This window comes from Ramlibacter sp. (assembly GCA_019635435.1).
Lineage (GTDB): Bacteria > Pseudomonadota > Gammaproteobacteria > Burkholderiales > Burkholderiaceae_C > JAHBZM01.
Genome location: JAHBZM010000001.1, coordinates 62,618 through 83,718, shown reverse-complemented (window position 1 = coordinate 83,718; position 21,101 = coordinate 62,618). Strand labels below are relative to the sequence as shown.

Annotated in this window: 23 protein-coding genes and 3 tRNA genes; 15 read left to right on the top strand and 11 right to left on the bottom strand. The window is 68.3% G+C overall.

Going from position 1 to position 21,101, the window contains the following annotated elements:
• Window positions 1–4: 4 nt before the first annotated feature.
• A complete protein-coding gene (locus KF796_00425) occupies window positions 5–997 on the bottom strand; it encodes a tripartite tricarboxylate transporter substrate binding protein (protein MBX3585077.1) in 993 nt (330 codons plus the stop codon).
• Window positions 998–1,086: 89 nt separating this feature from the next.
• Here KF796_00425 and KF796_00420 point away from each other — a divergent pair, with 89 nt between their 5' ends.
• The gene (locus KF796_00420; GenBank protein MBX3585076.1) at window positions 1,087–2,022 is read left to right on the top strand and encodes a LysR family transcriptional regulator; all 936 of its coding nucleotides are present in this window, start codon (window positions 1,087–1,089) and stop codon (window positions 2,020–2,022) included.
• Here the strand turns inward: KF796_00420 and thiL are convergent.
• The 6 genes from thiL to apaG form a co-directional block, all read right to left on the bottom strand.
• Window positions 2,010–2,984 (bottom strand): thiamine-phosphate kinase, encoded by a 975-nt coding sequence (gene thiL, locus KF796_00415; protein MBX3585075.1) that lies wholly within the window; start codon window positions 2,982–2,984, stop codon window positions 2,010–2,012. The genes KF796_00420 and thiL overlap by 13 nt on opposite strands.
• 91 nt (window positions 2,985–3,075) lie before the next feature.
• Entirely contained in the window at window positions 3,076–4,374 is a 1,299-nt protein-coding gene (locus KF796_00410; GenBank protein ID MBX3585074.1) for a cation:proton antiporter, read from the bottom strand.
• 2 nt (window positions 4,375–4,376) lie between these two features.
• Window positions 4,377–5,495, bottom strand: coding sequence for a glutamate--cysteine ligase (locus KF796_00405; GenBank protein ID MBX3585073.1), 1,119 nt, complete (start codon window positions 5,493–5,495; stop codon window positions 4,377–4,379).
• Window positions 5,485–6,759, bottom strand: coding sequence for a cation:proton antiporter (locus KF796_00400; protein MBX3585072.1), 1,275 nt, complete (start codon window positions 6,757–6,759; stop codon window positions 5,485–5,487). The genes KF796_00405 and KF796_00400 overlap by 11 nt, the downstream gene beginning before the upstream one ends.
• A gap of 77 nt (window positions 6,760–6,836) precedes the next feature.
• A complete protein-coding gene (locus tag KF796_00395; GenBank protein ID MBX3585071.1) occupies window positions 6,837–7,325 on the bottom strand; it encodes a winged helix-turn-helix transcriptional regulator in 489 nt (162 codons plus the stop codon).
• A gap of 274 nt (window positions 7,326–7,599) precedes the next feature.
• Window positions 7,600–7,986 carry a Co2+/Mg2+ efflux protein ApaG gene (gene apaG, locus KF796_00390; protein MBX3585070.1) on the bottom strand — a complete coding sequence of 129 codons (387 nt, stop codon included), beginning with the start codon at window positions 7,984–7,986 and terminating at the stop codon, window positions 7,600–7,602.
• A gap of 57 nt (window positions 7,987–8,043) precedes the next feature.
• Between apaG and rpe the strand changes: the two genes are divergently transcribed.
• Window positions 8,044–8,736 (top strand): ribulose-phosphate 3-epimerase, encoded by a 693-nt coding sequence (rpe, locus tag KF796_00385; GenBank protein MBX3585069.1) that lies wholly within the window; start codon window positions 8,044–8,046, stop codon window positions 8,734–8,736.
• Window positions 8,737–8,754: 18 nt separating this feature from the next.
• Here the strand turns inward: rpe and KF796_00380 are convergent, their stop codons facing one another.
• Entirely contained in the window at window positions 8,755–9,183 is a 429-nt protein-coding gene (locus KF796_00380) for a DsrE family protein (protein MBX3585068.1), read from the bottom strand.
• An 82-nt stretch (window positions 9,184–9,265) separates the two neighbouring features.
• Complete coding sequence (locus KF796_00375) at window positions 9,266–9,526, bottom strand: hypothetical protein (GenBank protein ID MBX3585067.1); 261 nt, start codon at window positions 9,524–9,526, stop codon at window positions 9,266–9,268.
• Between the two features lie 88 nt (window positions 9,527–9,614).
• On the opposite strand from KF796_00375, the gene gph reads away from it, so the two are divergent.
• Window positions 9,615–10,277 (top strand): phosphoglycolate phosphatase, encoded by a 663-nt coding sequence (gph, locus tag KF796_00370; GenBank protein MBX3585066.1) that lies wholly within the window; start codon window positions 9,615–9,617, stop codon window positions 10,275–10,277.
• Between the two features lie 15 nt (window positions 10,278–10,292).
• On the opposite strand, the gene KF796_00365 is transcribed toward gph, so the two are convergent.
• Window positions 10,293–10,877, bottom strand: coding sequence for a chalcone isomerase family protein (locus KF796_00365; GenBank protein ID MBX3585065.1), 585 nt, complete (start codon window positions 10,875–10,877; stop codon window positions 10,293–10,295).
• Between the two features lie 316 nt (window positions 10,878–11,193).
• Here KF796_00365 and KF796_00360 point away from each other — a divergent pair, with 316 nt between their 5' ends.
• The 8 genes from KF796_00360 (at window position 11,194) to KF796_00325 (ending at window position 18,222) form a co-directional block, all read left to right on the top strand.
• A complete protein-coding gene (locus tag KF796_00360; GenBank protein MBX3585064.1) occupies window positions 11,194–12,705 on the top strand; it encodes an anthranilate synthase component I in 1,512 nt (503 codons plus the stop codon).
• Window positions 12,702–13,151, top strand: a complete 450-nt coding sequence (locus KF796_00355; GenBank protein ID MBX3585063.1) for a GxxExxY protein — start codon at window positions 12,702–12,704, stop codon at window positions 13,149–13,151. The genes KF796_00360 and KF796_00355 overlap by 4 nt, the downstream gene beginning before the upstream one ends.
• 82 nt (window positions 13,152–13,233) lie before the next feature.
• Window positions 13,234–13,806, top strand: a complete 573-nt coding sequence (locus KF796_00350; protein MBX3585062.1) for an aminodeoxychorismate/anthranilate synthase component II — start codon at window positions 13,234–13,236, stop codon at window positions 13,804–13,806.
• Window positions 13,803–14,909 (top strand): aminotransferase class I/II-fold pyridoxal phosphate-dependent enzyme, encoded by a 1,107-nt coding sequence (locus KF796_00345; GenBank protein ID MBX3585061.1) that lies wholly within the window; start codon window positions 13,803–13,805, stop codon window positions 14,907–14,909. The genes KF796_00350 and KF796_00345 overlap by 4 nt, the downstream gene beginning before the upstream one ends.
• A gap of 2 nt (window positions 14,910–14,911) precedes the next feature.
• On the top strand, window positions 14,912–15,562 hold the full coding sequence (locus KF796_00340; GenBank protein ID MBX3585060.1) for a LysE family translocator: 651 nt from the start codon (window positions 14,912–14,914) through the stop codon (window positions 15,560–15,562).
• 10 nt (window positions 15,563–15,572) lie between these two features.
• Window positions 15,573–16,604, top strand: a complete 1,032-nt coding sequence (gene trpD / locus KF796_00335; GenBank protein MBX3585059.1) for an anthranilate phosphoribosyltransferase — start codon at window positions 15,573–15,575, stop codon at window positions 16,602–16,604.
• 3 nt (window positions 16,605–16,607) lie between these two features.
• Window positions 16,608–17,411, top strand: a complete 804-nt coding sequence (gene trpC / locus KF796_00330; GenBank protein MBX3585058.1) for an indole-3-glycerol phosphate synthase TrpC — start codon at window positions 16,608–16,610, stop codon at window positions 17,409–17,411.
• 49 nt (window positions 17,412–17,460) lie between these two features.
• Window positions 17,461–18,222, top strand: a complete 762-nt coding sequence (locus KF796_00325) for a uracil-DNA glycosylase (GenBank protein ID MBX3585057.1) — start codon at window positions 17,461–17,463, stop codon at window positions 18,220–18,222.
• Here the strand turns inward: KF796_00325 and KF796_00320 are convergent.
• A complete protein-coding gene (locus tag KF796_00320; protein ID MBX3585056.1) occupies window positions 18,219–19,373 on the bottom strand; it encodes a patatin-like phospholipase family protein in 1,155 nt (384 codons plus the stop codon). The genes KF796_00325 and KF796_00320 overlap by 4 nt on opposite strands.
• 120 nt (window positions 19,374–19,493) lie before the next feature.
• Here KF796_00320 and KF796_00315 point away from each other — a divergent pair.
• The 4 genes from KF796_00315 to tuf all read left to right on the top strand — a co-directional run bounded on the left by KF796_00315 (window position 19,494) and on the right by tuf (window position 21,098).
• Window positions 19,494–19,579, top strand: a tRNA-Tyr gene (locus tag KF796_00315).
• Between the two features lie 99 nt (window positions 19,580–19,678).
• A tRNA-Gly gene (locus tag KF796_00310) sits at window positions 19,679–19,752 on the top strand.
• Between the two features lie 36 nt (window positions 19,753–19,788).
• Window positions 19,789–19,863, top strand: a tRNA-Thr gene (locus tag KF796_00305).
• A gap of 44 nt (window positions 19,864–19,907) precedes the next feature.
• Window positions 19,908–21,098 (top strand): elongation factor Tu, encoded by a 1,191-nt coding sequence (gene tuf / locus KF796_00300; GenBank protein ID MBX3585055.1) that lies wholly within the window; start codon window positions 19,908–19,910, stop codon window positions 21,096–21,098.
• Window positions 21,099–21,101: the final 3 nt, after the last annotated feature.

Below are 21,101 nucleotides of genomic sequence, written 5' to 3'. Positions count from 1 at the left end.
GGGTTCAGTTGAGCTTGATGTGGGCCGTCTTGATCACGCGTGCCCATTTTTCGGTTTCGGACTTGATGTAGGCCTCGAACGACTCCGCCGTGCCCGGCGCCGGCTCCACGCCCAGGTTGCGCATGTTGGTCTTGATGGCGTCGTCGTTGAGGGCGGCGGTGATCTCGGCGTTCAGCCGCGCGATGATCGCGGGCGGCGTGCCGGCCGGCGCAACCACGCCGAACCAGCCCGTGGAGTCGTAACCCGGCAGGCCGGCCTCGGCCACGGTGGGCACGTCGGGCAGCATGGGCAGGCGCTGCGGGCTGGTCACGCCATAGGCGATCAGCTTGCCGGCCTTGATGTGCTGCAGCGCCGACGGCAGGTCCACCACCGCCAGCGGCACCTGGCCCGACAGCACGTCCAGCGCCGCCGGCCCCGAGCCGCGGTAGGGAATCTCCACCAGCTTCACGTCGGCCATCTGCGCGAACAGCGCGGCGGTCAGGTGCATGGCCGTGCCGTTGCCGCCGTGCGCGATCGACAGCTTGCCGGGCTGGGATTTGGCCAGCGCGATCAGCTCGCGCTGGCTGCGCGCCGCCACCGAGGGGTGGCCGATGATCACAAAGGGAATGGCCGCGAGCATGCTCACCGGGCGCAGGTCCTTGACCGGGTCGAACGGCATCTGCGCATACAGGCTGCTGTTGGCCGACAGAGCGCCGGCCGCGCCCACGCCCAGGGTGTAGCCGTCGCCGGGCGCGGCCTTGGCCACCACGGTCAGCCCGATGTTGCCGCCCGCGCCGGGGCGGTTGTCCACGATCACCGACTGGCCCAGCTTCTCGTTCAGGCGCGGCACCAGCATGCGCACCACCGCGTCGGTGCTGCCGCCAGGCGGGAAGGTCACCACGATGCGGATCGGCTTGTTGGGGTAGTCGGGGCCCTGGGCCGCGGCCGGCTGGCTGAAGCCGGCTGCCAGGGCCGCCATGGCGGCCCAGCCCGCGAGGGTGCGGGAAAGAGTTTGCATGCTGTCTCCTTGTGTTGTTGTCGTTGATTGGAATCAATCCTCATTCATTCGTAAAACGATAAATTACGAATGAAATATGATTTAAATTCATGAATCAGAGTTTCAGCCCCACCCTGCGCCAGCTGCGCGCGTTTGCCGCGGTCTACCAGCTGCGCAAGCTCAGCGCGGCGGCCGAGCAGCTGTTTGTGACGCAGTCCGCTGTCAGCGTGCTGATCCGCCAGATGGAGCAGGGGCTGGGCGCGCGGCTGTTTGACCGCACCACGCGCTCGCTGCAGCCCACCCAGGCGGCGCGCGAGGCCATCGTGGTGGCCGAGCGCATCCTGCGCGACGTGGACTCGCTGGGCGCGGGGCTGCGCGACCTCTCGGGCCTGCGCCGGGGCCGCGTCTGCCTGGCCATCACGCCCACGCTGGCCGAAATCCTGCTGCCCCGGGTCATTGGCCGGTTCACCGCGCAGCACCCCGAGATCCGGGTGGTGATTGACGATTGCGCGCCCGACCAGTTTGTCTCGCGCGTGATCGGCGAGCATGTGGACTTTGGCATCGGCACGCCCGAGCGGGCCGGCGCCGATGTGGACACCCAGACCCTGGTGCGCGACCACCTGAGCGTGGTCTGCCCGCGCGATCACCCGCTGGCCACACGCCGCACCGTGCGCTGGACCGACCTGGCCGGCCACCCGGTGATCACGGTGCGCCCGGGCTACGGCATCCGGCCCCTGATCGACGGCACGGCCGCCCGTGCCGGGGTGGCGCTGAACGTGGTTAACGAGGTCTCGTTCCTGTCCACGGCGCTGTGGATGACCGGCGCCGGCCTGGGCGCGTCCATCATGCCGTCGGCCTTCGCCTCGTGGTCGAACGACCCCCACCTGGTGGTCAAGGCCCTCACGGGGCCCAAGGTCTCGCGCGACATTTCGGTGGTGACGCGGCGCGGCCGCTCGCTGTCGCCGGCCTGCGAGGGCTTCATCGCCGTGATGCGCGCCGAACTGGCGCGGGCCCCGGCGCGTGTCCCGGCGCGTCAGGCGAAGTGATCGAACGAGGTGTAGCGGCGCGTCAGCGCCTGGCCCTGCGCGTCGATCAGCCGCACACCGGGCTCGGCCTCGATGCGGCCGATGCGCGTGACGGCCGTTTGCGCGGCGCGGCCGGCGGCCAGCACCGCGTCGCGTGCTGAAACGGGCGCGGTGAAGGCCAGTTCATAGTCGTCGCCGCCCGACAGCACCAGTTCCAGCTGCTTTTCAGCATCAAATAGGGCTGGAGTCCAGGACTGGCGGCCACCAGCAGCTATCAAATCAGTAGCAATCGAGGTGTCGATGGTGGCCCCCACGCCGCTGGCGCGCAGCACGTGGCCCAGGTCGCCCAGCAGGCCATCGCTGAGGTCCACGGCCGCGCTGGCCACGCCGCGCAGCGCCTGGCCCAGCGCCACGCGCGGCTCGGGCTGCTCCATGCGCGCGCGCGCCGCCTCGAACACCTCTGCCGGCACGGCCAGCGTGCCGCGGAACACCTCCAGCGCCAGCCGCGCGTCGCCCAGCGTGCCGCTGACCCACAGGTCGTCGCCGGCGCGCGCGCCGCTGCGCAGCAGGGCCTGGCCGGCGGGCACCTCGCCAAACACGGTGATGCAGATGTTCAGCGGGCCCTGGGTGGTGTCGCCGCCCACCAGTTCGCAGCCGTGGGCGTCGGCCAGGGCCAGCAGACCGCGCGCAAACGGCGCCAGAAAGGCCTCGTCGGCGCGCGGCAGGGCCAGCGCCAGCGTGAACGCCAGCGGCCGCGCGCCGCAGGCGGCCAGGTCGCTGAGGTTGACCGCCAGTGCCTTGTGGCCCAGCCGCGCCGGGTCCACGGTGGACAGGAAGTGGCGGCCCTCCACCAGCATGTCGCTGGACACCGCCAGCTGCATGCCCGGCGCGGGCTGCAGCAGCGCGCAGTCGTCGCCCGGCCCGAGCGGCGAACGGCGCGCCGGCCGGTGAAAGAAGCGCTGGATCAGCTCGAACTCGCCCATGGGCTAGCTGCCGCCGCCGGGCCGCCCCAAGGCGGCTGAAGCCCCCTCGGGGGGCAGCGAAGCACACGAAGTGGCAAGCGTGGGGGCCATGTCAGTCCCGGGGCGAGGGCGCCAGCGGCGCGGGGCTGCCGGCCGCGAAGGGTGGCGGCTCGGCGTCCTCGGCCGGTGGCCAGTACTCGGGCGCCTCGTAGCCGCGCGCGGGGTCCAGCTCATCGCCCGACGAGCGCAGCGCGCGGGCCGTGACCGGCGGGCCCAGGGTTTCGAGCACGGCCACCGCAGCCAGCACGATGGAGCCGACGATGGCGCCTTCCTTGGGGAACAGCGCCACCATGTTGTTGACCAGGCCAATCGCCAGGCCCGCCATCGGGATCAGCATCAGGCCGGTGGTGGCCGACTGGCGCCTGGGCACCCCGAGCAGCATCGAGGTGCCGCCCACGCCCAGCCATTTGGCCAGCGAGCGGCCCACCACGAACACCGCGGCGGCCGGGGCATAGGCCAGCATCTCGGACACATGCAGGTTGGCGCCCGCATAGACGAACAGGGCAATGAAGAACAGCTCGAACGCGGGGCCGAACTCGATGTTGGCGATCAGGTGCTTGCGCTCGATGCTGCGCACCACGATGCCCAGCACCAGCGGCGCGAACAGCGGCGAGAGCTTGAGCATCAGCGCCGCGCCCAGCGTGATGGCCACCGCGCCCACCACGAGCGCCAGCTGGTACTGCTGGGCTGCCTTGGTCCGGCGCGCCGCCACGTGCAGGGCCGCGCCCATCAGGCCGCCCAGCAGGCCCGAGCCCAGCAGCTGGTACAGCGGGCCGAGCAGGATGGTGACCAGTGGCGCCTCGGCGCGGTGGTAGAGCAGGGGCAGCAGCGCGGCAAAGGCCAGGAAGGCCAGCACGTTGTTCAGGGCCACCAGGCTCTTGGCGCGGTCGGTCACCGGGCCCTTGGCGCCGAGTTCGTGGGCCACGTGGATCAGCACCGCGGGCGACGAGGAGATGGCAATCGCCGCGATCACCGCGGCCGGCAGGTTGGGCACGCCCATCCAGCGCATGCCGGCCAGCACCACGGCAAAGGTCAGCGCGCTTTCGGCCAGCGAAATGAAGATCAGGCTGCGGTCACGCAGCAGCAGCTTGATGTCCAGTGACAGCCCGAGCCGGTACAGGATCAGGCCCAGCGCCACGTCGACCACGATGCGCGACTCGGCCAGCCCCTCGTGGCTGACCAGGTGCAGCACGTTGGGCCCCGCGATGAAGCCCACCAGCATGAACCCGGTGATGCTGGGCAGCCAGGGCCAGCGGTGCGCCACATAACCGCCCAGCGACCCGCAGAACAGCAGGAAGCCGAAGAAGAACAGGGCGTTCGCCGACAGCGGCCAGGCGGGCAGGAAATTCATGTTCAGAGGCCGCGGAACTTCTGCGCCCCCTGGCGCACCACCTCGGCCAGCAGCCGTTCGTGGGTCTGGCGCTCGCGCAGCCAGCGCGCGTCGTTGTTGCCCTGCTCGACGCTGGTGCGCAGCAGGTGGATGCCGGCGCTGGCATTGAGCTTGTGGGCGTGGCGGTGCACCTGGGCCATGGTGGCCAGGATGTGCTCGCGCAGCGTGGTGTGCTCGCCGGTGGCCGGGTCCACGTATACGGCCTCCAGCCCGAAGCGGCAGGCCTGGAAGCGGTTGTAGGTGTAGACCAGGTAGTCGTCCTCGGTCGGCATGAAGGGGTCGTCCTCCATGAACCACGAGGCCAGCGACTGCACATAGCCGGCCAGCGCGGCCGCGCGGCCCACGGTCAGCGGGGTGTCGAACACGCGGATTTCAATGGTGCCGTACTCGGGCTTGGGCCGGATGTCCCAGTAGAAGTCCTTCATGCTCTTGACCACGCCGGTGCGCGTCATCTTGTCGAAGTAGGCGCTGAAGTCGTCCCAGGTCAGCGCGAACGGCGCCCGGCCCGACAGCGGGAACGCGAACACCGAGTTGAGCCGGGCCGAGTCGAACGCCGTGTCCTGCGCCTGCACGAAGGGCGACGAGGCCGACAGCGCGATGAAGTGCGGGATGTAGCGCGACATGCGGTGCAGCGTGAGCAGCGCGGTGTTGGCGTCGGGGCAACCCACGTGCACGTGCTGGCCGAAGATGGTGAACTGCTTGGACAGGTAGCCGTACAGCTCCGACAGCTCGCGAAAGCGCGGCTTGTCGTAGATGCGCCGCTCATGCCACATCTGGAACGGGTGGGTGCCGCCGCCCAGCACGGCGATGTTGAGCTTGTCGGCGCTCTTGACCAGCGCATCGCGGATCTGCGTGAGCTGACCCAGCACCTCGGACGAGGAGTGGCAGACGTCGGTGGAGATCTCGATCATGCTCGAGGTCATCTCGGGCACCACGCTGCCGGGCAGCGGCACCTTGGCCATCAGCCGCAGCATGTCGTCGGAATAGGGCGCCAGGTCGTAGTCGTTGGTGTTGACGAGCTGCAGTTCCAGCTCCACCCCCAGCGACAGCGCGGCCGAGTTGCCAAACGGTTCAAGCGCCATAGCGGTCTCCGGTGCTGTCGCGGCTTTCGGGCATGGGCGCCACCTGCGATTGCCAGGGCTTGGAGCTTTCGCCGGCGCGGTACAGCGCCAGCGTGGTGATGACGGCGCCCAGCACCTCCATCAGCAGGATCGCGGGCAGCGCGATGCGCGCGATCATCGGCCCGTTGGCCGGTGACGACACCACGAACTGCGACACCAGCAGCAGCGCCACCGACGACATCGGCGCCATCGCGCAGCCCAGCCACAGGGCCTGGCGCCAGCTGGCGCCGCTGCCCGGGTTGGCCAGCGCCACGCCGGTGATCTTGGCCAGCGCGCGGGCGCCGATCAGGGCCAGCACCAGGGTGACGACGGGCGCGCTCCAGTCGGCCCGCGCCGCCACCACCGACACCAGCACGAACATCAGCATGGTCAGGATGGAGGCGGCCGTGCCCAGCTGGCGCGGCACCGTCCAGGGCCGGGGGTTGAGCTGCTTGAGCAGCATGCCGCCCAGCAGCGCGGCCAGCGGCGCCGAGCCGCCAAAGTGGGCGGCCAGCGCAGTGCCCGCGGCAATCAGCGCCAGCAGCAGCATGGAGGTGTTCTCGCTGGTCGGGTTCATCACGCGCAGCGCGCTGCGCAGCGCCAGCGCCAGCACCGCGCCCACCACGAACGACAGGCCCAGCACCACCGCCACCGGGTAGACCGTGTCGGTCAGCGGGTGGCTGGGCCGGAACATCAGGCCGGCCTTGGCGCTGCCCCAGGTCAGCGCGTACAGCGTGCCCAGCGTGGCCAGCACCATGGCGCGCTCGGTCACCGGCCCCGAAGCCCGGGTGTCCAGCACCACGCGGCTGAGCACGGCCGGCGAGGCCACGATGGCCACGATGGCCAGGGCCTCGGCCACGACATGCGGCACCTCCAGCCAGACCAGCACCCAGAACACCGCGAAATAGGTCAGCAGCGACTCCAGCACGCTTTGCACCAGCACCATGGGGTTGTGGCGGAACCAGCGCAGCGGGATGCGGCCGCCGGCCTCGAACAGCACCACCGCCACGCCCAGTTCGAGCAGGAACAGGCTGATGCCCTGCAGCGGCCAGGCCGCGCCCGAGAACCCCGCCAGGCCCGCGACGGCGCCCACGGCCGAGTAGCCAACCACCTTGGGCAGGCCGGTGTAACGCTGGATCAGGTGGCCCGCGATGGCCGCCATGGCCAGCAGGATGGACCACTGAACGGTGGGCAGACCGGCCGAAGGCTTGAGCCATTCGGCCCAGACAGCCATGATTTCATTCATAAAAATGCTCCCCGGGGAGAGTTTATTCCGCCGTCATCGGCGCAGGATGTAGGCGCAAACGCCAAGGCCGCGCTCCTTCAGAGCTGGGCGAGGGGCACCTGTTCGGCCTGGGGGTCGGTGAGGTCGCTGGCCAGCGCCTCGATCAGTTTGCCCAGGTCCGCGTCCAGGCGGTCCAGAGTGGCAGAGTCTAGCCGGTCCAGCGCGGCGGGCAGGACGCCCGAGAACGGCCCCGGGGCCCGGTCCAGCATCCGCTCGCCGTCGGGCAGCAGGTGCAGGCACACCGCGCGCCGGTCTTCCTCGCTCTTGCTGGTCTCCACCAGCTTGCGCTCGACCAGGGTGCGCACCAGGTTGCTGGCGGTGGACTGGTGGATGTCCATGGCCGTGGCCAGGTGGGTCACCCGGATGCCCGGATGCTGGCGCACCACGCTCAGCGCCCAGAGCTGGGCCCCGCCAATGCCGGCCTGCTTCTCGACCTGCTGGAAATGGGTCTTGATGGCATTGAACACCACGCGAAACCGCCGCAGCACCTGCTTCTCGGCGGCCCCCATTTCAGCAGGCACGGGCATGGGCGGGGCAGGGCGGGTGGTGGGCATACGCGAGGATCATAGGGTTTCCGCAAACCGGTGCCTATGGACGGTGTCCCGCCCTGTGAGGGCCGCGCAACAGCTTGCCGGAGGCAAAAAAAGAGCCCTCGAGAGGGCTCCAATTGCTCGGAATCGCTGCCAAGAGTCAAAAAAGCAGAGTTGAGCCTGAAATGAAGCTTTATTATATTTGTATCAATGTTCATCTGCAAGCCCTGACCGGGATGCCGCTGTCGCGCGCAGGGTCTGGCGCCGTGGCTCAGTGCAGGACCCGGGGCGCGGCGCTGCCGGCGTCGAGCACGAAGGCCGGGATGTCCACCTCGAAGCGCTCCCCGTCCTCGGCCACGCAGAAATAGCTGCCGCGCATGGTGCCGGTGGGCGTGCGCAGGCGGCAGCCGCTGGTGTACTGGAAGGATTCGCCGGGGCTGAGCAGTGGCTGGTGCCCGACCACGCCCAGGCCCTTGACCTCCTCGGTCTGGCCCTGGGCGTTGCCGATGAGCCAGTGGCGGGCGATCAGCTGGGCTGGCACCTCGCCCGCGTTGGTGATGGTGATGGTGTAGGAGAAGCTGTAGAGGTCCTGCGCCGGCGCGGACTGGTCCGGCAGGTAGTGGGGCTCGACGTCAACCGTGAACTGGTACTTGGGCATGGCCGCTGAATGGTACCGCGCGGGGCGATGGCGCGCGCCAACTGCGACAATCCCGTCATGAGCCCGACCGTCCCCACCTACCGCATTGCCCCCTCGATCCTGTCCGCCGACTTCGCCCGCCTGGGCGAGGAAGTGGCCAGCGTCATCGCCGGCGGCGCCGACTGGATCCACTTTGACGTGATGGACAACCATTACGTGCCCAACCTCACCTTTGGCCCCATGGTCTGCCAGGCGCTGAAGCCGCATGCCAGGACCGCGGCCGGCGTGGCCGTGCCCGTGGACGTGCACCTCATGGTGCAGCCGGTGGATGCGCTGGCCGCGGCCTTCGCGGACGCCGGCGCCGACTACATCAGCTTCCACCCCGACGCGTCGGGCCATGTGCACCGCAGCATCCAGGCCATCAAGGCCAAGGGGTGCAAGCCGGGCCTGGTGTTCAACCCCGCCGCGCCGCTGGACGTGCTGGACTGGGTGATCGACGACATCGACCTGATCCTGATCATGAGCGTCAACCCGGGTTTTGGCGGCCAGAGCTTCATCGACTCGGCGCTGCGCAAGGTCGAGGCCGCCCGCAAGCGCATCGACGCCTGCGGCAAGGACATCCGGCTGGAGGTGGACGGCGGCATCAAGACCGACAACATCGCCCGTGTGGCGGCGGCCGGGGCCGACACCTTCGTGGCCGGCAGCGCGATTTTCGGCAAGCCCGACTACAAGGGCGTGATCGACGGCATGCGCGCCGCGCTGCGCGGCTGACAGGCCGCGCCCCGGCGCTCAGGGCTTGATGTAGGCGTAGTGGTCGCGGGCCTGCAGCTCGCCGATGCGCACCACGCCCGACGGGGTGAACTCCGCGTCGAGGATGAACTGGTCTTTCTTGAGGTTGCGGTTGCGCAGCGTGATCTCGCAGACCTCGAAGCGCACCCCGCGGGCGCGCAGGGCGCTGACCAGCGCGGCGTAATCGATGTTGGGGTTCTTCGGGTCCTTCGCGCCTTCCATGAGGAAGTCCACGCCGTCCGCGTGCGTGACCACGACGATGCCGGTCTTGGGGGCCACGTCCAGGTGGTTGCGGATGTTGCGCAGGGCCTTGGTGGCCTGGGCCTCGGCGCTGTCAATGTGGTAGACCACTTTCACGTCCTGGGCGAAGGCCGCGGTGGCGAGCAGGGTGGCGCCCAGCAGGGCAATGAACGAACGCATCAGGCGCATGGCGGTCTCCTCGGGATGGCCTTGGTTTGGCCTCGGGTCAATGGACCCGGCAAATTGTGCCCGGCAAATGAACCCGGCCACCTCAGGGCAGGGGCTTGCCCTTGACCTTGCCGTAGGCTTTGTCCATCACCGGCGCCCTGTCGGTGTCGACCAGGCCCTGCTGCACATCGCGGTGGGCCTGCCGGCCGACCCGCTGCTGGCTGGCGTCGGCGCCGGCCTGGCTGTCGGATGACTCGTCATGCTCGTGCGGCAGCCGGGGGACTTCCTGCGGCGCGGTGGTTTCGCCCTGCGCGGGCACGGTCTTGCCCGCCGCGCGGCCCGTGTTGCGCCGTTTGCTGGTCATCCGGATGTGCATCACCTCACTGTGGCGCGGACGGGCGCGCGGCGGTGTAGGAGAGGAGCGCGACCTGACTCGCGGCACAATGCCGGCGATGCCTTTTGCCTTGCTACCCCGGCCGGTCGACGCCGCCATCATCGACCTTGACGGAACCCTGGTGGACACACTGGGTGACTTCGAGGCAGCCCTGAACCTCATGCTCGCGGACCTGTCGCTGCCGCCGGTCGGCCGTGGCGCCATTGGCCTCATGGTGGGCAAGGGGTCGGAACACCTGATCCGCCAGGTGCTGGCCCATGTGGGCGCGGACGCGGCGCGCTACGACGCGGCCTGGCGCCGCTACCAGCACCATTACCTGGCCATCAATGGCCAGCACTCGGCGGTCTACCCCGGGGCGCGCGAAGGCCTGGCCGCGCTGCGCCAGGCCGGCGTGCGGCTGGCCTGCCTGACCAACAAGCCCACGGCGTTTGCCCGGCCCCTGCTGCAGGCCAAGGGGCTGGATGCCTTCTTCGAGGTGGTGTTTGGCGGCGACGCCTTCGAGCGCAAGAAGCCCGACCCGTTGCCCCTGCTCAAGACCTGCGAGGCGCTGGGCACGCAGCCGGACCGCACGCTGATGGTCGGCGATTCAAGCAACGACGCCCGGGCCGCGCGGGCCGCGGGCTGCCCCGTGGTGCTGGTGACCTACGGCTACAACCACGGCGAGCCGGTGCGCAGCGTGGATGCCGACGGCTTTGTTGACGCGCTGACGCAGCTCGCCTGATCGCGCCGCGGGCGCTCAGCCCGCCTTGCCCAGCAGCGCTTCCTTGAGTTTCCAGTCGGCCGGGTTGGGCCCCAGCCAGATGCGCATCAGGGCGTTGAAGAACTCGGGCTCCTTGAACGGCTCGCCCTGGGCCTTGCCCTTGACCGTGATCACGGTGCCGGTGCCGGGGATCCAGTCGATGGCAAAGGTGTCGCCCGCCACCAGCTTCTTGTGGTCGGAAAAGATCTGGCTCATCTTGAGCACGCCCGGGATCAGCTTGGAGAACGCCGCCTTGTCCATGTTGTCTTCCATGCCGCGCGAGAACAGCTTGCCCAGCTCTCCCGAGTCAATGTCGCGCAGCATGGTGATGCTCATGCGCTTGGGGCCGGTGGCCGCAAGCACCTCGTCGGGGGTGCTGGCCTTCTTGCCCAGGTACAGCCCTGCGGTATAGACCTTGAAGATGGCCTTGTAGCGGATGCCCGCGCCGTTCAGGTGCAGCTGGGTGCCGCGCGCATCGACCGTGTCGTCGTATTTGACGCCCGACAGCGTCATCTCGGCCAAGGCGCTGGTGGCCAGCAGGCAGGCCGCCGCCGTGAGCGCGAACTTGTTGAACCACTTCATGCTTGTCTCCTGAAAAAGAACGATCGTTCGTTTATGGCTTCATTCTTGCGGTTCGGCGCGGGGCTGGCAACAGGGTTTTCGAGCGTGGACGGCTGGCCGCGTCCGCGCGTCATTTGCTACACTGCGCTCCAAATGTTCATCCACCGCACGTCCATCACAGGTTTGAGCGACCGGGGAGCCTGGCCCTGGCGTCAACCTGAATTCGTGCGTTCCTGAAGCACGGGGCAACCCGTGCCCCGCGCCTGGCTCCCCGAGCAAGGCATTGGTTTGAATGAAAGCGGCAGTCCCTGCCGCCGAGCTTGTGGAGGCTCACCCCTTGATCACCGAACTTGAATTCAAAAGCCTGGCCCAGGCTGGCTACAACCGCATTCCGCTGATCGCGGAAGCCTTTGCGGACCTCGAAACCCCCCTGTCCCTGTACCTCAAGCTGGCGCATTCGCGTGACGGCGGCCGCTACAGCTTCCTGCTCGAATCCGTGGTGGGCGGCGAGCGTTTTGGCCGCTACAGCTTCATCGGGCTGCCCGCGCGCACCCTGCTGCGCGCCAGCGGCTTTGGCGCCGACGCCGTGAGCGAGGTGGTCACCGACGGCAAGGTGGTGGAAACCGTGCCCGGCAACCCGCTGGACTTCGTGGCGGCCTACCAGAAGCGCTTCAAGGTCGCGCTGCGGCCGGGCCTGCCGCGCTTTTGCGGCGGCCTGGCGGGCTACTTTGGCTACGACACGGTGCGCCACATCGAGAAAAAGCTTCAGGCCAGCTGCCCGCCCGACACGCTGGGCTGCCCCGACATCCTGCTGCTGCAGTGCGAGGAACTGGCCGTCATCGACAACCTCTCGGGCAAGCTGTACCTGATCGTCTATGCCGACCCGGGCCAGCCCGAGGCCTTTGCCAACGCCAAGAAGCGGCTGCGCGAACTGCGCGAGCAGCTCAAGTACTCGGTCAGCGCGCCCGTGATCAAGCAGAGCCAGACCTTCCCGGCCGAGCGCGACTTCGCCAAGGCCGACTACCTGAAGGCCGTGGACCGCGCCAAGGCGCTGATCGAGGCCGGCGACTTCATGCAGGTGCAGGTGGGCCAGCGCATCAAGAAGCGCTACACCGAAAGCCCGCTGAGCCTGTACCGCGCGCTGCGCTCGCTCAACCCCTCGCCCTACATGTACTACTACCACTTCGGGGATTTCCATGTGGTGGGGGCATCGCCCGAGATCCTGGTGCGCCAGGAGCAGGTCGAGCATGAAGGCCGGTCGGCGGAGAAAATCACCATCCGCCCGCTGGCCGGCACCCGGCCGCGCGGCGCCTCGCCCGAGCAGGACCTGGCGGTGGAGCAGGAACTGGTCAACGACCCCAAGGAACGCGCCGAGCATGTGATGCTGATCGACCTGGCGCGCAATGACATTGGCCGCATCGCGCGCACCGGCACCGTCAAGGTGACCGAGCAGTTCGCGGTCGAGCGCTACAGCCATGTGATGCACATCGTGAGCAACGTCGAGGGCATCCTCAACGAGGGCATGACCAACATGGACGTGCTGCGTGCCACCTTCCCGGCCGGCACGCTGACCGGCGCGCCCAAGGTGCACGCCATGGAGCTGATCGACCAGCTCGAGCCCACCAAGCGCGGCCTGTACGGCGGCGCCTGCGGCTACCTGAGCTTTGCCGGCGACATGGACGTGGCCATTGCCATCCGCACCGGCATCATCAAGGACCAGACGCTCTACGTGCAGGCCGCGGCCGGCGTGGTGGCCGACTCGGTGCCCGAGCTGGAGTGGAAAGAGACCGAGGCCAAGGCCCGTGCGCTGTTGCGTGCCTCGGAGCTGGTTGAGGAGGGCATGGAATGAGTGCCACCGAAACCGGACTTCCGTACGCGGAAGGCGCAAAGGACGCGCAAAGGACGCAGAAGGAACAGCCGATCGAGAATGATTGTTCCCACGCCATCATCGGGGCCGCTGTCGAGGTCCAGCGGGTGCTGGGCGTCGGCTTGCTGGAAAGTGCCTATTCAGGTGCGCTGGCGATGGAGCTGGCCGAGAGGGGGCTGCGCTTCGAGCGTGAAGTGGCGGTGCCAGCCCTCTACAAGGGACGCAGCGTCGGCCTGGGATACCGGGCTGATTTCATCATTGAAGGCGCCGTTATTGTGGAGGTCAAGGCCCTGGAGAGCGTGCTCGACGCTCACCGCGCGCAGCTGCTGTCCTACCTGCGGCTTTCAGGCCTGAAGCTCGGCCTCCTCATCAACTTCCATGCCTTTCCCGTTGTCAAGGGCATTCACAGACTGGTGAACAAGCTATGAACACCTTTTTGTCTTCTTTCTGCGTTCTCGGCGCTTGTTTTGCGCCTTTTGCGTACGGATGTCCGTTCCTGGAGCTTGTCCCATGAAAATCCTCATGATCGACAACTACGACAGCTTCACCTACAACATCGTCCAGTACTTTGGCGAGCTGGGCGCGCAGGTGGAGGTGTTCCGCAACGACGAGATCACCGTGGAAGGCATTGCCGGCCGCGCGCCCGACCGGCTGGTGGTCTCGCCCGGCCCATGTTCGCCGGCCGAGGCCGGGGTGTCGGTGGCGGCCATCCAGTACTTTGCGGGCAAGCTGCCGGTGCTGGGCGTGTGCCTGGGCCACCAGAGCATTGGCGCGGCGTTTGGCGGCAGGATCATCCGCGCGCAGCAGCTCATGCACGGCAAGACCAGCGTGATCACCACCACGCGCCAGGGCGTGTTCGCGGGCCTGCCCGAAAAGTTCACGGTCAACCGCTACCACTCGCTGGCGATCGAGCGGGCCACGTGCCCCGTCGAGCTCGAGGTCACGGCCTGGACCGACGACGGCGAGATCATGGGCGTGCGCCACAAGACGCTGGCGGTGGAAGGGGTGCAGTTCCACCCCGAGTCCATCCTCACCGAACACGGCCACGCCATGCTGCGCAACTTCATGGAGATGCCGGCATGAGCGCCACTGTCGATCTGCGCAGCGACACGGTTACCCAGCCGACCGCGGCCATGCGCGCCGCCATGGCCGCCGCGCCGCTGGGCGACGACGTGTTTGGCGGCGACCCCAGCGTCAACGCGCTGCAGGACAAGATCGCGGCGCTGCTGGGCTTTGAGGCCGCGCTGTTCGTGCCCACGGGCACCCAGAGCAACCTGTGCGCCATCCTGAGCCACTGCCAGCGCGGCGACGAGTACATCGTGGGCCAGCAGCAGCACTGCTACCGTTGGGAAGGTGGCGGCGCGGCGGTGTTTGGCAGCGTGCAGCCGCAGCCCTTGAACCATGCGCCCGACGGCACGCTGCCGCTGGCCGACATTGAAGCCGCCATCAAGCCCGACGACGCGCACTTTGCGCGCACCCGCCTGCTGGCGCTGGAGAACACACTGGGCGGCAAGCTGCTGCCCATGGCCTACGTCGAGCAAGCCACGGCGCTGGCGCGCCGCCATGGCCTGAGCCGCCACCTGGACGGCGCGCGGCTGTTCAACGCGGCCGTGGCGCAAGCGCACTCCGTTCGGGCTGAGCTTGCTGAAGCCCCCGGTAGCACTTCGACCAGCTCAGTGCGAACGGTTTCCCATGCAGAGGTGGTGGCCGAGGCCCGCCGCATCGCGCAGTGCTTTGACTCGGTCTCGGTCTGCTTCAGCAAGGGCCTGGGCGCGCCCGTGGGCTCGGCCCTGTGCGGCAGCCGCGAATTCATTGCGCGCGCCCACCGCATCCGCAAGATGGCCGGTGGCGGCATGCGCCAGGCCGGGCTGCTGGCCGCCGCGGCCGCGCACGCGCTGGACCACCACATCGACCGGCTGGCCGACGACCACGCGCTGGCGCGCCGCCTGGCCGAGGGGCTGGCGGGCCTGGAGGGCGTGAGCGTCGAAGCCCCGCACACCAACATCGTGTTTGTCGACTTGCACGGTGCTGCCCGCGACAAGTCAGCCGGCCTGCTGCCGCACCTGGCGGCGCAGGGCATCCAGGCCACAGGGTTGTACCGGCTGCGCTTTGTCACCCACCTGGATGTGGACGCCGCCGGCGTGGACCGCGCGGTGGCCGCCATCCGCGGCTACTTCGGGGGCTGAGCATGGAACTGCACCAGCTGCTCCTGTTCGTGGCCGCCGGCCTGCTGCTCAACCTCACGCCGGGGCCCGACGTGCTGTACATCGTGAGCCATGCGCTGCGCCAGGGCGCGCGCGCCGGCATGGTGGCGGCGCTGGGCATCACGGCCGGCTGCTTCGTGCACATCCTCGCGGCGGCCGCGGGCGTGAGCGCGCTCATGGCCGCGTCGGCCACGGCCTTCACCGTGCTCAAGTGGGTGGGCGCCGCCTACCTGGTCTATGTGGGGCTGCGCATGCTGTTGTCGCGACCGCCGGCCGCTATGGATTCCGTAGCGGATAGTGGCCGCCCCTCCTGGACTCCAACCATGAAAAGTATCTTTTTCAGGGGTTTCTGGACCAATGCGCTCAATCCCAAGGTGGCGCTGTTCTTTCTGGCCTTTGTGCCGCAGTTCATTGGCCCCGGCGTGGAGCACAAGGCGCTGGCCTTCCTGCTGCTGGGCCTGCTGTTCAATTTCAACGGCCTGTGGGTCAACCTGGGCTGGGCACTGGCCGCAGCCTGGCTGGCGACCCGCGCCACGGCCCTGAGCGCCGCGATGCACTGGCTGGACCGCATCGCGGGCCTGATGTTCATGGGCTTTGGCGTGAAACTCGCGCTGGCCGACAATCCGACGACTTGAGGAGACCCAGATGCCCATCACCCCCCAGGAAGCGCTGCAGCGCACCATCGAACACCGCGAAATCTTCCACGACGAGATGCTGCGCATCGTGCGCCTGATCATGAGCGGCGAGTGCTCGCCCGTGATGATGGCGGCGCTGATCACCGGCCTGCGTGTCAAGAAGGAAACCATCGGCGAGATCACGGCCGCGGCCCAGGTCATGCGCGAGTTCTCCACCAAGGTCAACGTGGCCGACAAGGCCCACCTGGTGGACATCGTGGGCACGGGCGGCGACGGCTCGCACACCTTCAACATCTCCACCTGCTCGATGTTCGTGGCCGCGGCCGCGGGCGCCAAGGTCAGCAAGCACGGCGGGCGCAGCGTCTCCAGCAAGAGCGGCAGCGCCGACGTGCTGGAGAGCCTGGGCGTCAACATCAACCTCAAGCCCGAGCAGATCGCGCAGTGCATCGCCGACACCGGCATCGGCTTCATGTTCGCGCCCAACCACCACACGGCCATGAAGCACGTGGCGCCGGTGCGCAAGGAGCTGGGCGTGCGCACCATCTTCAACATCCTGGGCCCGCTGACCAACCCGGCCGGCGCGCCCAACATCCTCATGGGCGTGTTCCACCCCGACCTGGTGGGCATCCAGATCCGCGCGCTGCAGCGCCTGGGCACTGAGCACGCGGTGGTGGTCTATGGCCGCGACGGCATGGACGAGGTGAGCCTGGGCGCCGCCACGCTGGTGGGCGAGCTGAAAGACGGCGAGATCACCGAGTACGAAATCCACCCCGAGGACTTCGGCCTGCCCATGGCCAGCAACCGCGCGCTCAAGGTCGACACGCCCGACCAGTCGCGCCTCATGCTGATGAGCGTGCTGGACAACCAGAGCGGCGCCGCGCGCGACATCGTCACGCTCAACGCCGGCGTGGCGCTGTACGCCGCCAATGTGGTGCCGACCATGAAGGACGGCATCGCGCAGGCCGCCGCGGCCATCGCCTCGGGCGCGGCCAAGGCCCGGCTGACGCAGTTTGTGGCGGCCACCCAGGCGCTGGGCGGCTGAAGCATGTCCGACATCCTGAACCAGATCATTGCCGTCAAGCGCGAGGAGATCGCCGCCGGCCAGAAGAAGAAGCCGCTGGCCGCGATGCGCGCCGACGCGCAAAGCCGCGTGCTCACGCGCGACTTCGCCGGCGCCCTGCGCGCCAAAATCGCGGCCGGCCAGGCCGCGGTGATCGCCGAGGTCAAGAAGGCCAGCCCGAGCAAGGGCGTGCTGCGGGCCGACTTCATCCCGGCCGACATCGCGCAAAGCTATGCCGAGGGCGACGGCCAGACCCAGGCCGCCTGCCTCTCGGTGCTCACCGACCAGCAGTTCTTCCAGGGCAGCGTGGACTACCTCAAGCAGGCCCGCGCCTCGTGCGACCTGCCGGTGCTGCGCAAGGACTTCATGGTCGATGCCTGGCAGGTCTACGAGTCGCGCGTCATGGGCGCCGACTGCATCCTGCTGATCGCGGCCTGCCTGGACGACGCGCAGATGGCCGAGCTTGAAGCGATTGCGCACAGCCTGGACATGGCGGTGCTGGTGGAGGTGCATGACCGCGCCGAACTGGAACGCGCGCTCAGGCTCAAGACGCCGCTTCTGGGCATCAACAACCGCAACCTGCGCAGCTTCGAGGTCACGCTGGACACCACGCTGGCCATGCTGCCCGACGTGCCGGCCGACCGCCTGCTGGTCACCGAGTCGGGCATCCTGGGCCGCGACGACGTGAAGAAGATGCGCGACGCCGGCGTGCATGCCTTCCTGGTGGGCGAGGCCTTCATGCGCGCGCCCGACCCGGGCACGGCGCTGGCGGCCCTCTTCGGCCCCTGATGGGCCCCTGGTTTTCTCCTCCAATTTGCTCCTGAATTTGTAGCGCACCATGGCCGCCGCTATTGGACTCCAGGCCAGTTTGGCACTTGAACCCGGGCCAGCCACCGCGCTCACGGCCTGGAAGCCCCGGGCCTGGCCCGTGGCCGCCGGCTGGCGGCCGGTGCTGGATGATTTTCTTGACAGCCCGACCGGCCAGCAGCTGGGCCGCTTTATCGAGGCGCGGCTGGCCGCCGGCGCCACCCTCTACCCGCCGCAGCCGTTTCGCGCGCTGGAACTCACGCCGCTGGCCGGCGTGAAGCTGGTGATCCTGGGGCAGGACCCGTACCACGGCCCCGGGCAGGCCGAGGGGCTCGCGTTCTCGGTGCCGCCGGGCGTGCGGCCGCCGCCCTCGCTGCGCAACATCTTCAAGGAACTGCAGCGCGAGTTCGGCACGCCGCCCCCGGCCAGCGGCTCGCTGCAGGGCTGGGCGCGCCAGGGCGTGCTGCTGCTCAACACCAGCCTCACGGTGGAAGACGGCCAGCCCGCCAGCCATGCGCGCCAGGGCTGGGAGGCGCTGACCGACGCGCTGATCGGCGCCGTGGCGGCCCAGGCCTCACCCTGCGTCTACCTGCTGTGGGGCGCGCATGCCCAGGCCAAGGCCGGGCTGATCGAGGCGGCGGCGGCCACCCACCAGCGCGAGGCGCTGGTGCTGCGCGCCAACCACCCGTCGCCGCTGTCGGCGCTGCGGCCACCCGTGCCCTTCATCGGCTGCGGGCATTTCGGCCTTGCGCGCGACTGGCTGGCCGAACGCGGCGTCGAGCTGCGGTTCTAGGCCCGGCGGCCAAACAGCCGGCTGATCAGCGATTTCAGGCCCCGCCGCGGTGGCGGCGGCTGCCCGTGGTGTGGCCGGGGCAGGCTGTCCAGCCGCGTGTCGTCCAGGTAATCCTGGCCGATGTCCACCGTGCTGCGCTGGCCCAGCGCCACGAAGTGCTTTTGCAGCCACTCCTGGCCCGAGGTCTGCCCGAGCTTGAACAGCGCCTGGATCAGGTCGGGGTCGGCCGAGGCGCGCGACGAGGCGGGGTAGTGCTGGATGGCTTCGCCGCCATCGATGCGGTGCAGCAGCACGCGCCGGCAGCGCGAACCGCGCAGCGAGCCCTCGGCCAGCAGCCGGTTGATGAAGTCGATCGAACGCACCTGGGTCAGCAGGCTGGCGTTGAAGGTCAGCTCGTTGACCCGGTCCAGGATGTCGGCCGGGGTGCGCGGCGTGTCCTCGCGCCGCAGCGGGTTGATCTGCACCAGCACGATGTCGGCGCTGGCGCAGTGGTCGATCAGCGGCGTCAGCGCCGGGTTCACCGAATAGCCGCCGTCCCAGTAATGCTGGCCGTCGATCTCCACGGCCTGAAACAGCATGGGCAGGCAGGCCGAGGCCATCACCGCCTGGGGCGTGACGTCGGCGCCGGTGAACAGGGCCGCCTTGCCGGTGTTGACATGGGTGGCCGACACAAACACCCGCGGCGACTGCAGCGCGCCCAGCGCCTTGAAGTCGATCAGGCGGGTCAGCAGTTCGCGCAGCGGGTTGATGTCCAGCGGGTTGGACTGGTACGGCGAGAACCAGCCCTGCATCGCGCTGGCAAAGAAGTTGGTAGGCGCCAACTCCTTCGGAATGGCGCCCCACAACAGGCTGGCCACTCCTTTTTGCAGGGCGCCGATGTGGCCCAGGGCCGACACCTCGCCCCAGACCCGGGCCAGCGACTCGCGCGCGGCCTGGCGCGGGTCGGTGCCCGCAGCCTGGGCGCGCGCGTAGCCGTCGGCCAGCGCCACGGCGTTCACCGCGCCCGCGCTGGCGCCGCTGATGCCCTCAATGGCGATCCGCGGGTCGGCCAGCAGGGCGTCCAGCACGCCCCAGGTGAAGGCGCCGTGGGAGCCGCCGCCCTGCAGGGCAAGGTTGATGGTGCGCTGGGCCGGGGTGGCGGGGAGGGTCATGCCGGTCATTGTGCGGGGTTGTTGGGGGCCGGGTTTGTGGGACGTCGCGCCAGGAAATGCAGGTCGCGTGCCGGCAAGCAGGCCAGTGACAAAAAATCGTGCTATATTTCGAGGTTCGCCGGAGGGGTGCCCGAGTGGCTAAAGGGGGCAGACTGTAAATCTGTTGGCTTACGCCTACGCTGGTTCGAATCCAGCCTCCTCCACCAGGCCTTTTTTGGGTCTGGGTGAAACTGTAGAAGTGAAGTGTTGAAGTGATTTGTGTAGAGCTCTGGGAAGCCTGCAGGGGTTGTTGAAGTTCGCCCGATGCGGGAGTAGTTCAATGGTAGAACCCTAGCCTTCCAAGCTAATGACGCGGGTTCGATTCCCGTCTCCCGCTCCACAAATCGTTACGGCACGCGGCGAATGGTTTTTATTTGCCCTTGTGGCTCAGTGGTAGAGCACTCCCTTGGTAAGGGAGAGGTCGCGGGTCCGATTCCCGCCAAGGGCACCAGAATTTTGTTGATTTGATCTAGTTTCTTTTTTCGGAGTCGAAAAATGGCAAAAGGAAAATTTGAGCGCACCAAGCCGCACGTGAACGTGGGCACCATTGGTCACGTGGACCATGGCAAGACCACGCTGACGGCGGCCATCACCACGGTGCTGGCCAGCAAGTTTGGTGGCGAAGCCAAGGGTTACGACCAGATTGACGCGGCTCCCGAAGAAAAGGCGCGCGGCATCACCATCAACACCGCCCACGTCGAGTACGAAACCGCTTCGCGCCACTACGCCCACGTGGACTGCCCCGGCCACGCCGACTACGTCAAGAACATGATCACCGGCGCCGCCCAGATGGACGGCGCCATCCTGGTGTGCTCGGCCGCTGACGGCCCCATGCCCCAGACCCGCGAGCACATCCTGCTGGCCCGCCAGGTCGGCGTGCCCCACATCATCGTCTTCCTGAACAAGTGCGACATGGTCGACGACGCCGAACTGCTCGAACTCGTTGAAATGGAAGTGCGCGAGCTGCTCTCCAAGTACGACTTCCCCGGCGACGACACCCCCATCATCCACGGCAGCGCCAAGCTCGCCATGGAAGGCGACAAGGGTGACCTGGGCGAAGGCGCCATCATGAAGCTGGCCGACGCCATGGACAGCTACTTCCCCACGCCCGAGCGCGCCATCGACGGCGCCTTCCTGATGCCCGTGGAAGACGTCTTCTCCATCTCTGGGCGCGGCACCGTCGTGACCGGCCGCGTCGAGCGCGGCATCGTCAAGGTCGGCGAGGAAATCGAAATCGTGGGCATCACCCCCACCGTCAAGACCACCTGCACCGGCGTGGAAATGTTCCGCAAGCTGCTGGACCAGGGCCAGGCCGGCGACAACGTCGGTATCCTGCTGCGCGGCACCAAGCGCGAGGAAGTGCAGCGCGGCCAGGTGCTGTGCAAGCCCGGCTCGATCAAGCCCCACACGCACTTCACCGCTGAAGTCTATGTGCTGAGCAAGGACGAGGGCGGGCGTCACACGCCGTTCTTCAACAACTACCGTCCGCAGTTCTACTTCCGCACCACCGACGTGACCGGTGCGATCGAGCTGCCCAAGGACAAGGAAATGGTCATGCCTGGCGACAACGTCAGCATCACCGTCAAGCTGATCAACCCGATCGCCATGCAGGAAGGCCTGCGCTTCGCCATTCGCGAAGGCGGCAAGACCGTCGGCTCCGGCGTCGTGGCCAAGATTCTGGAGTAAGGA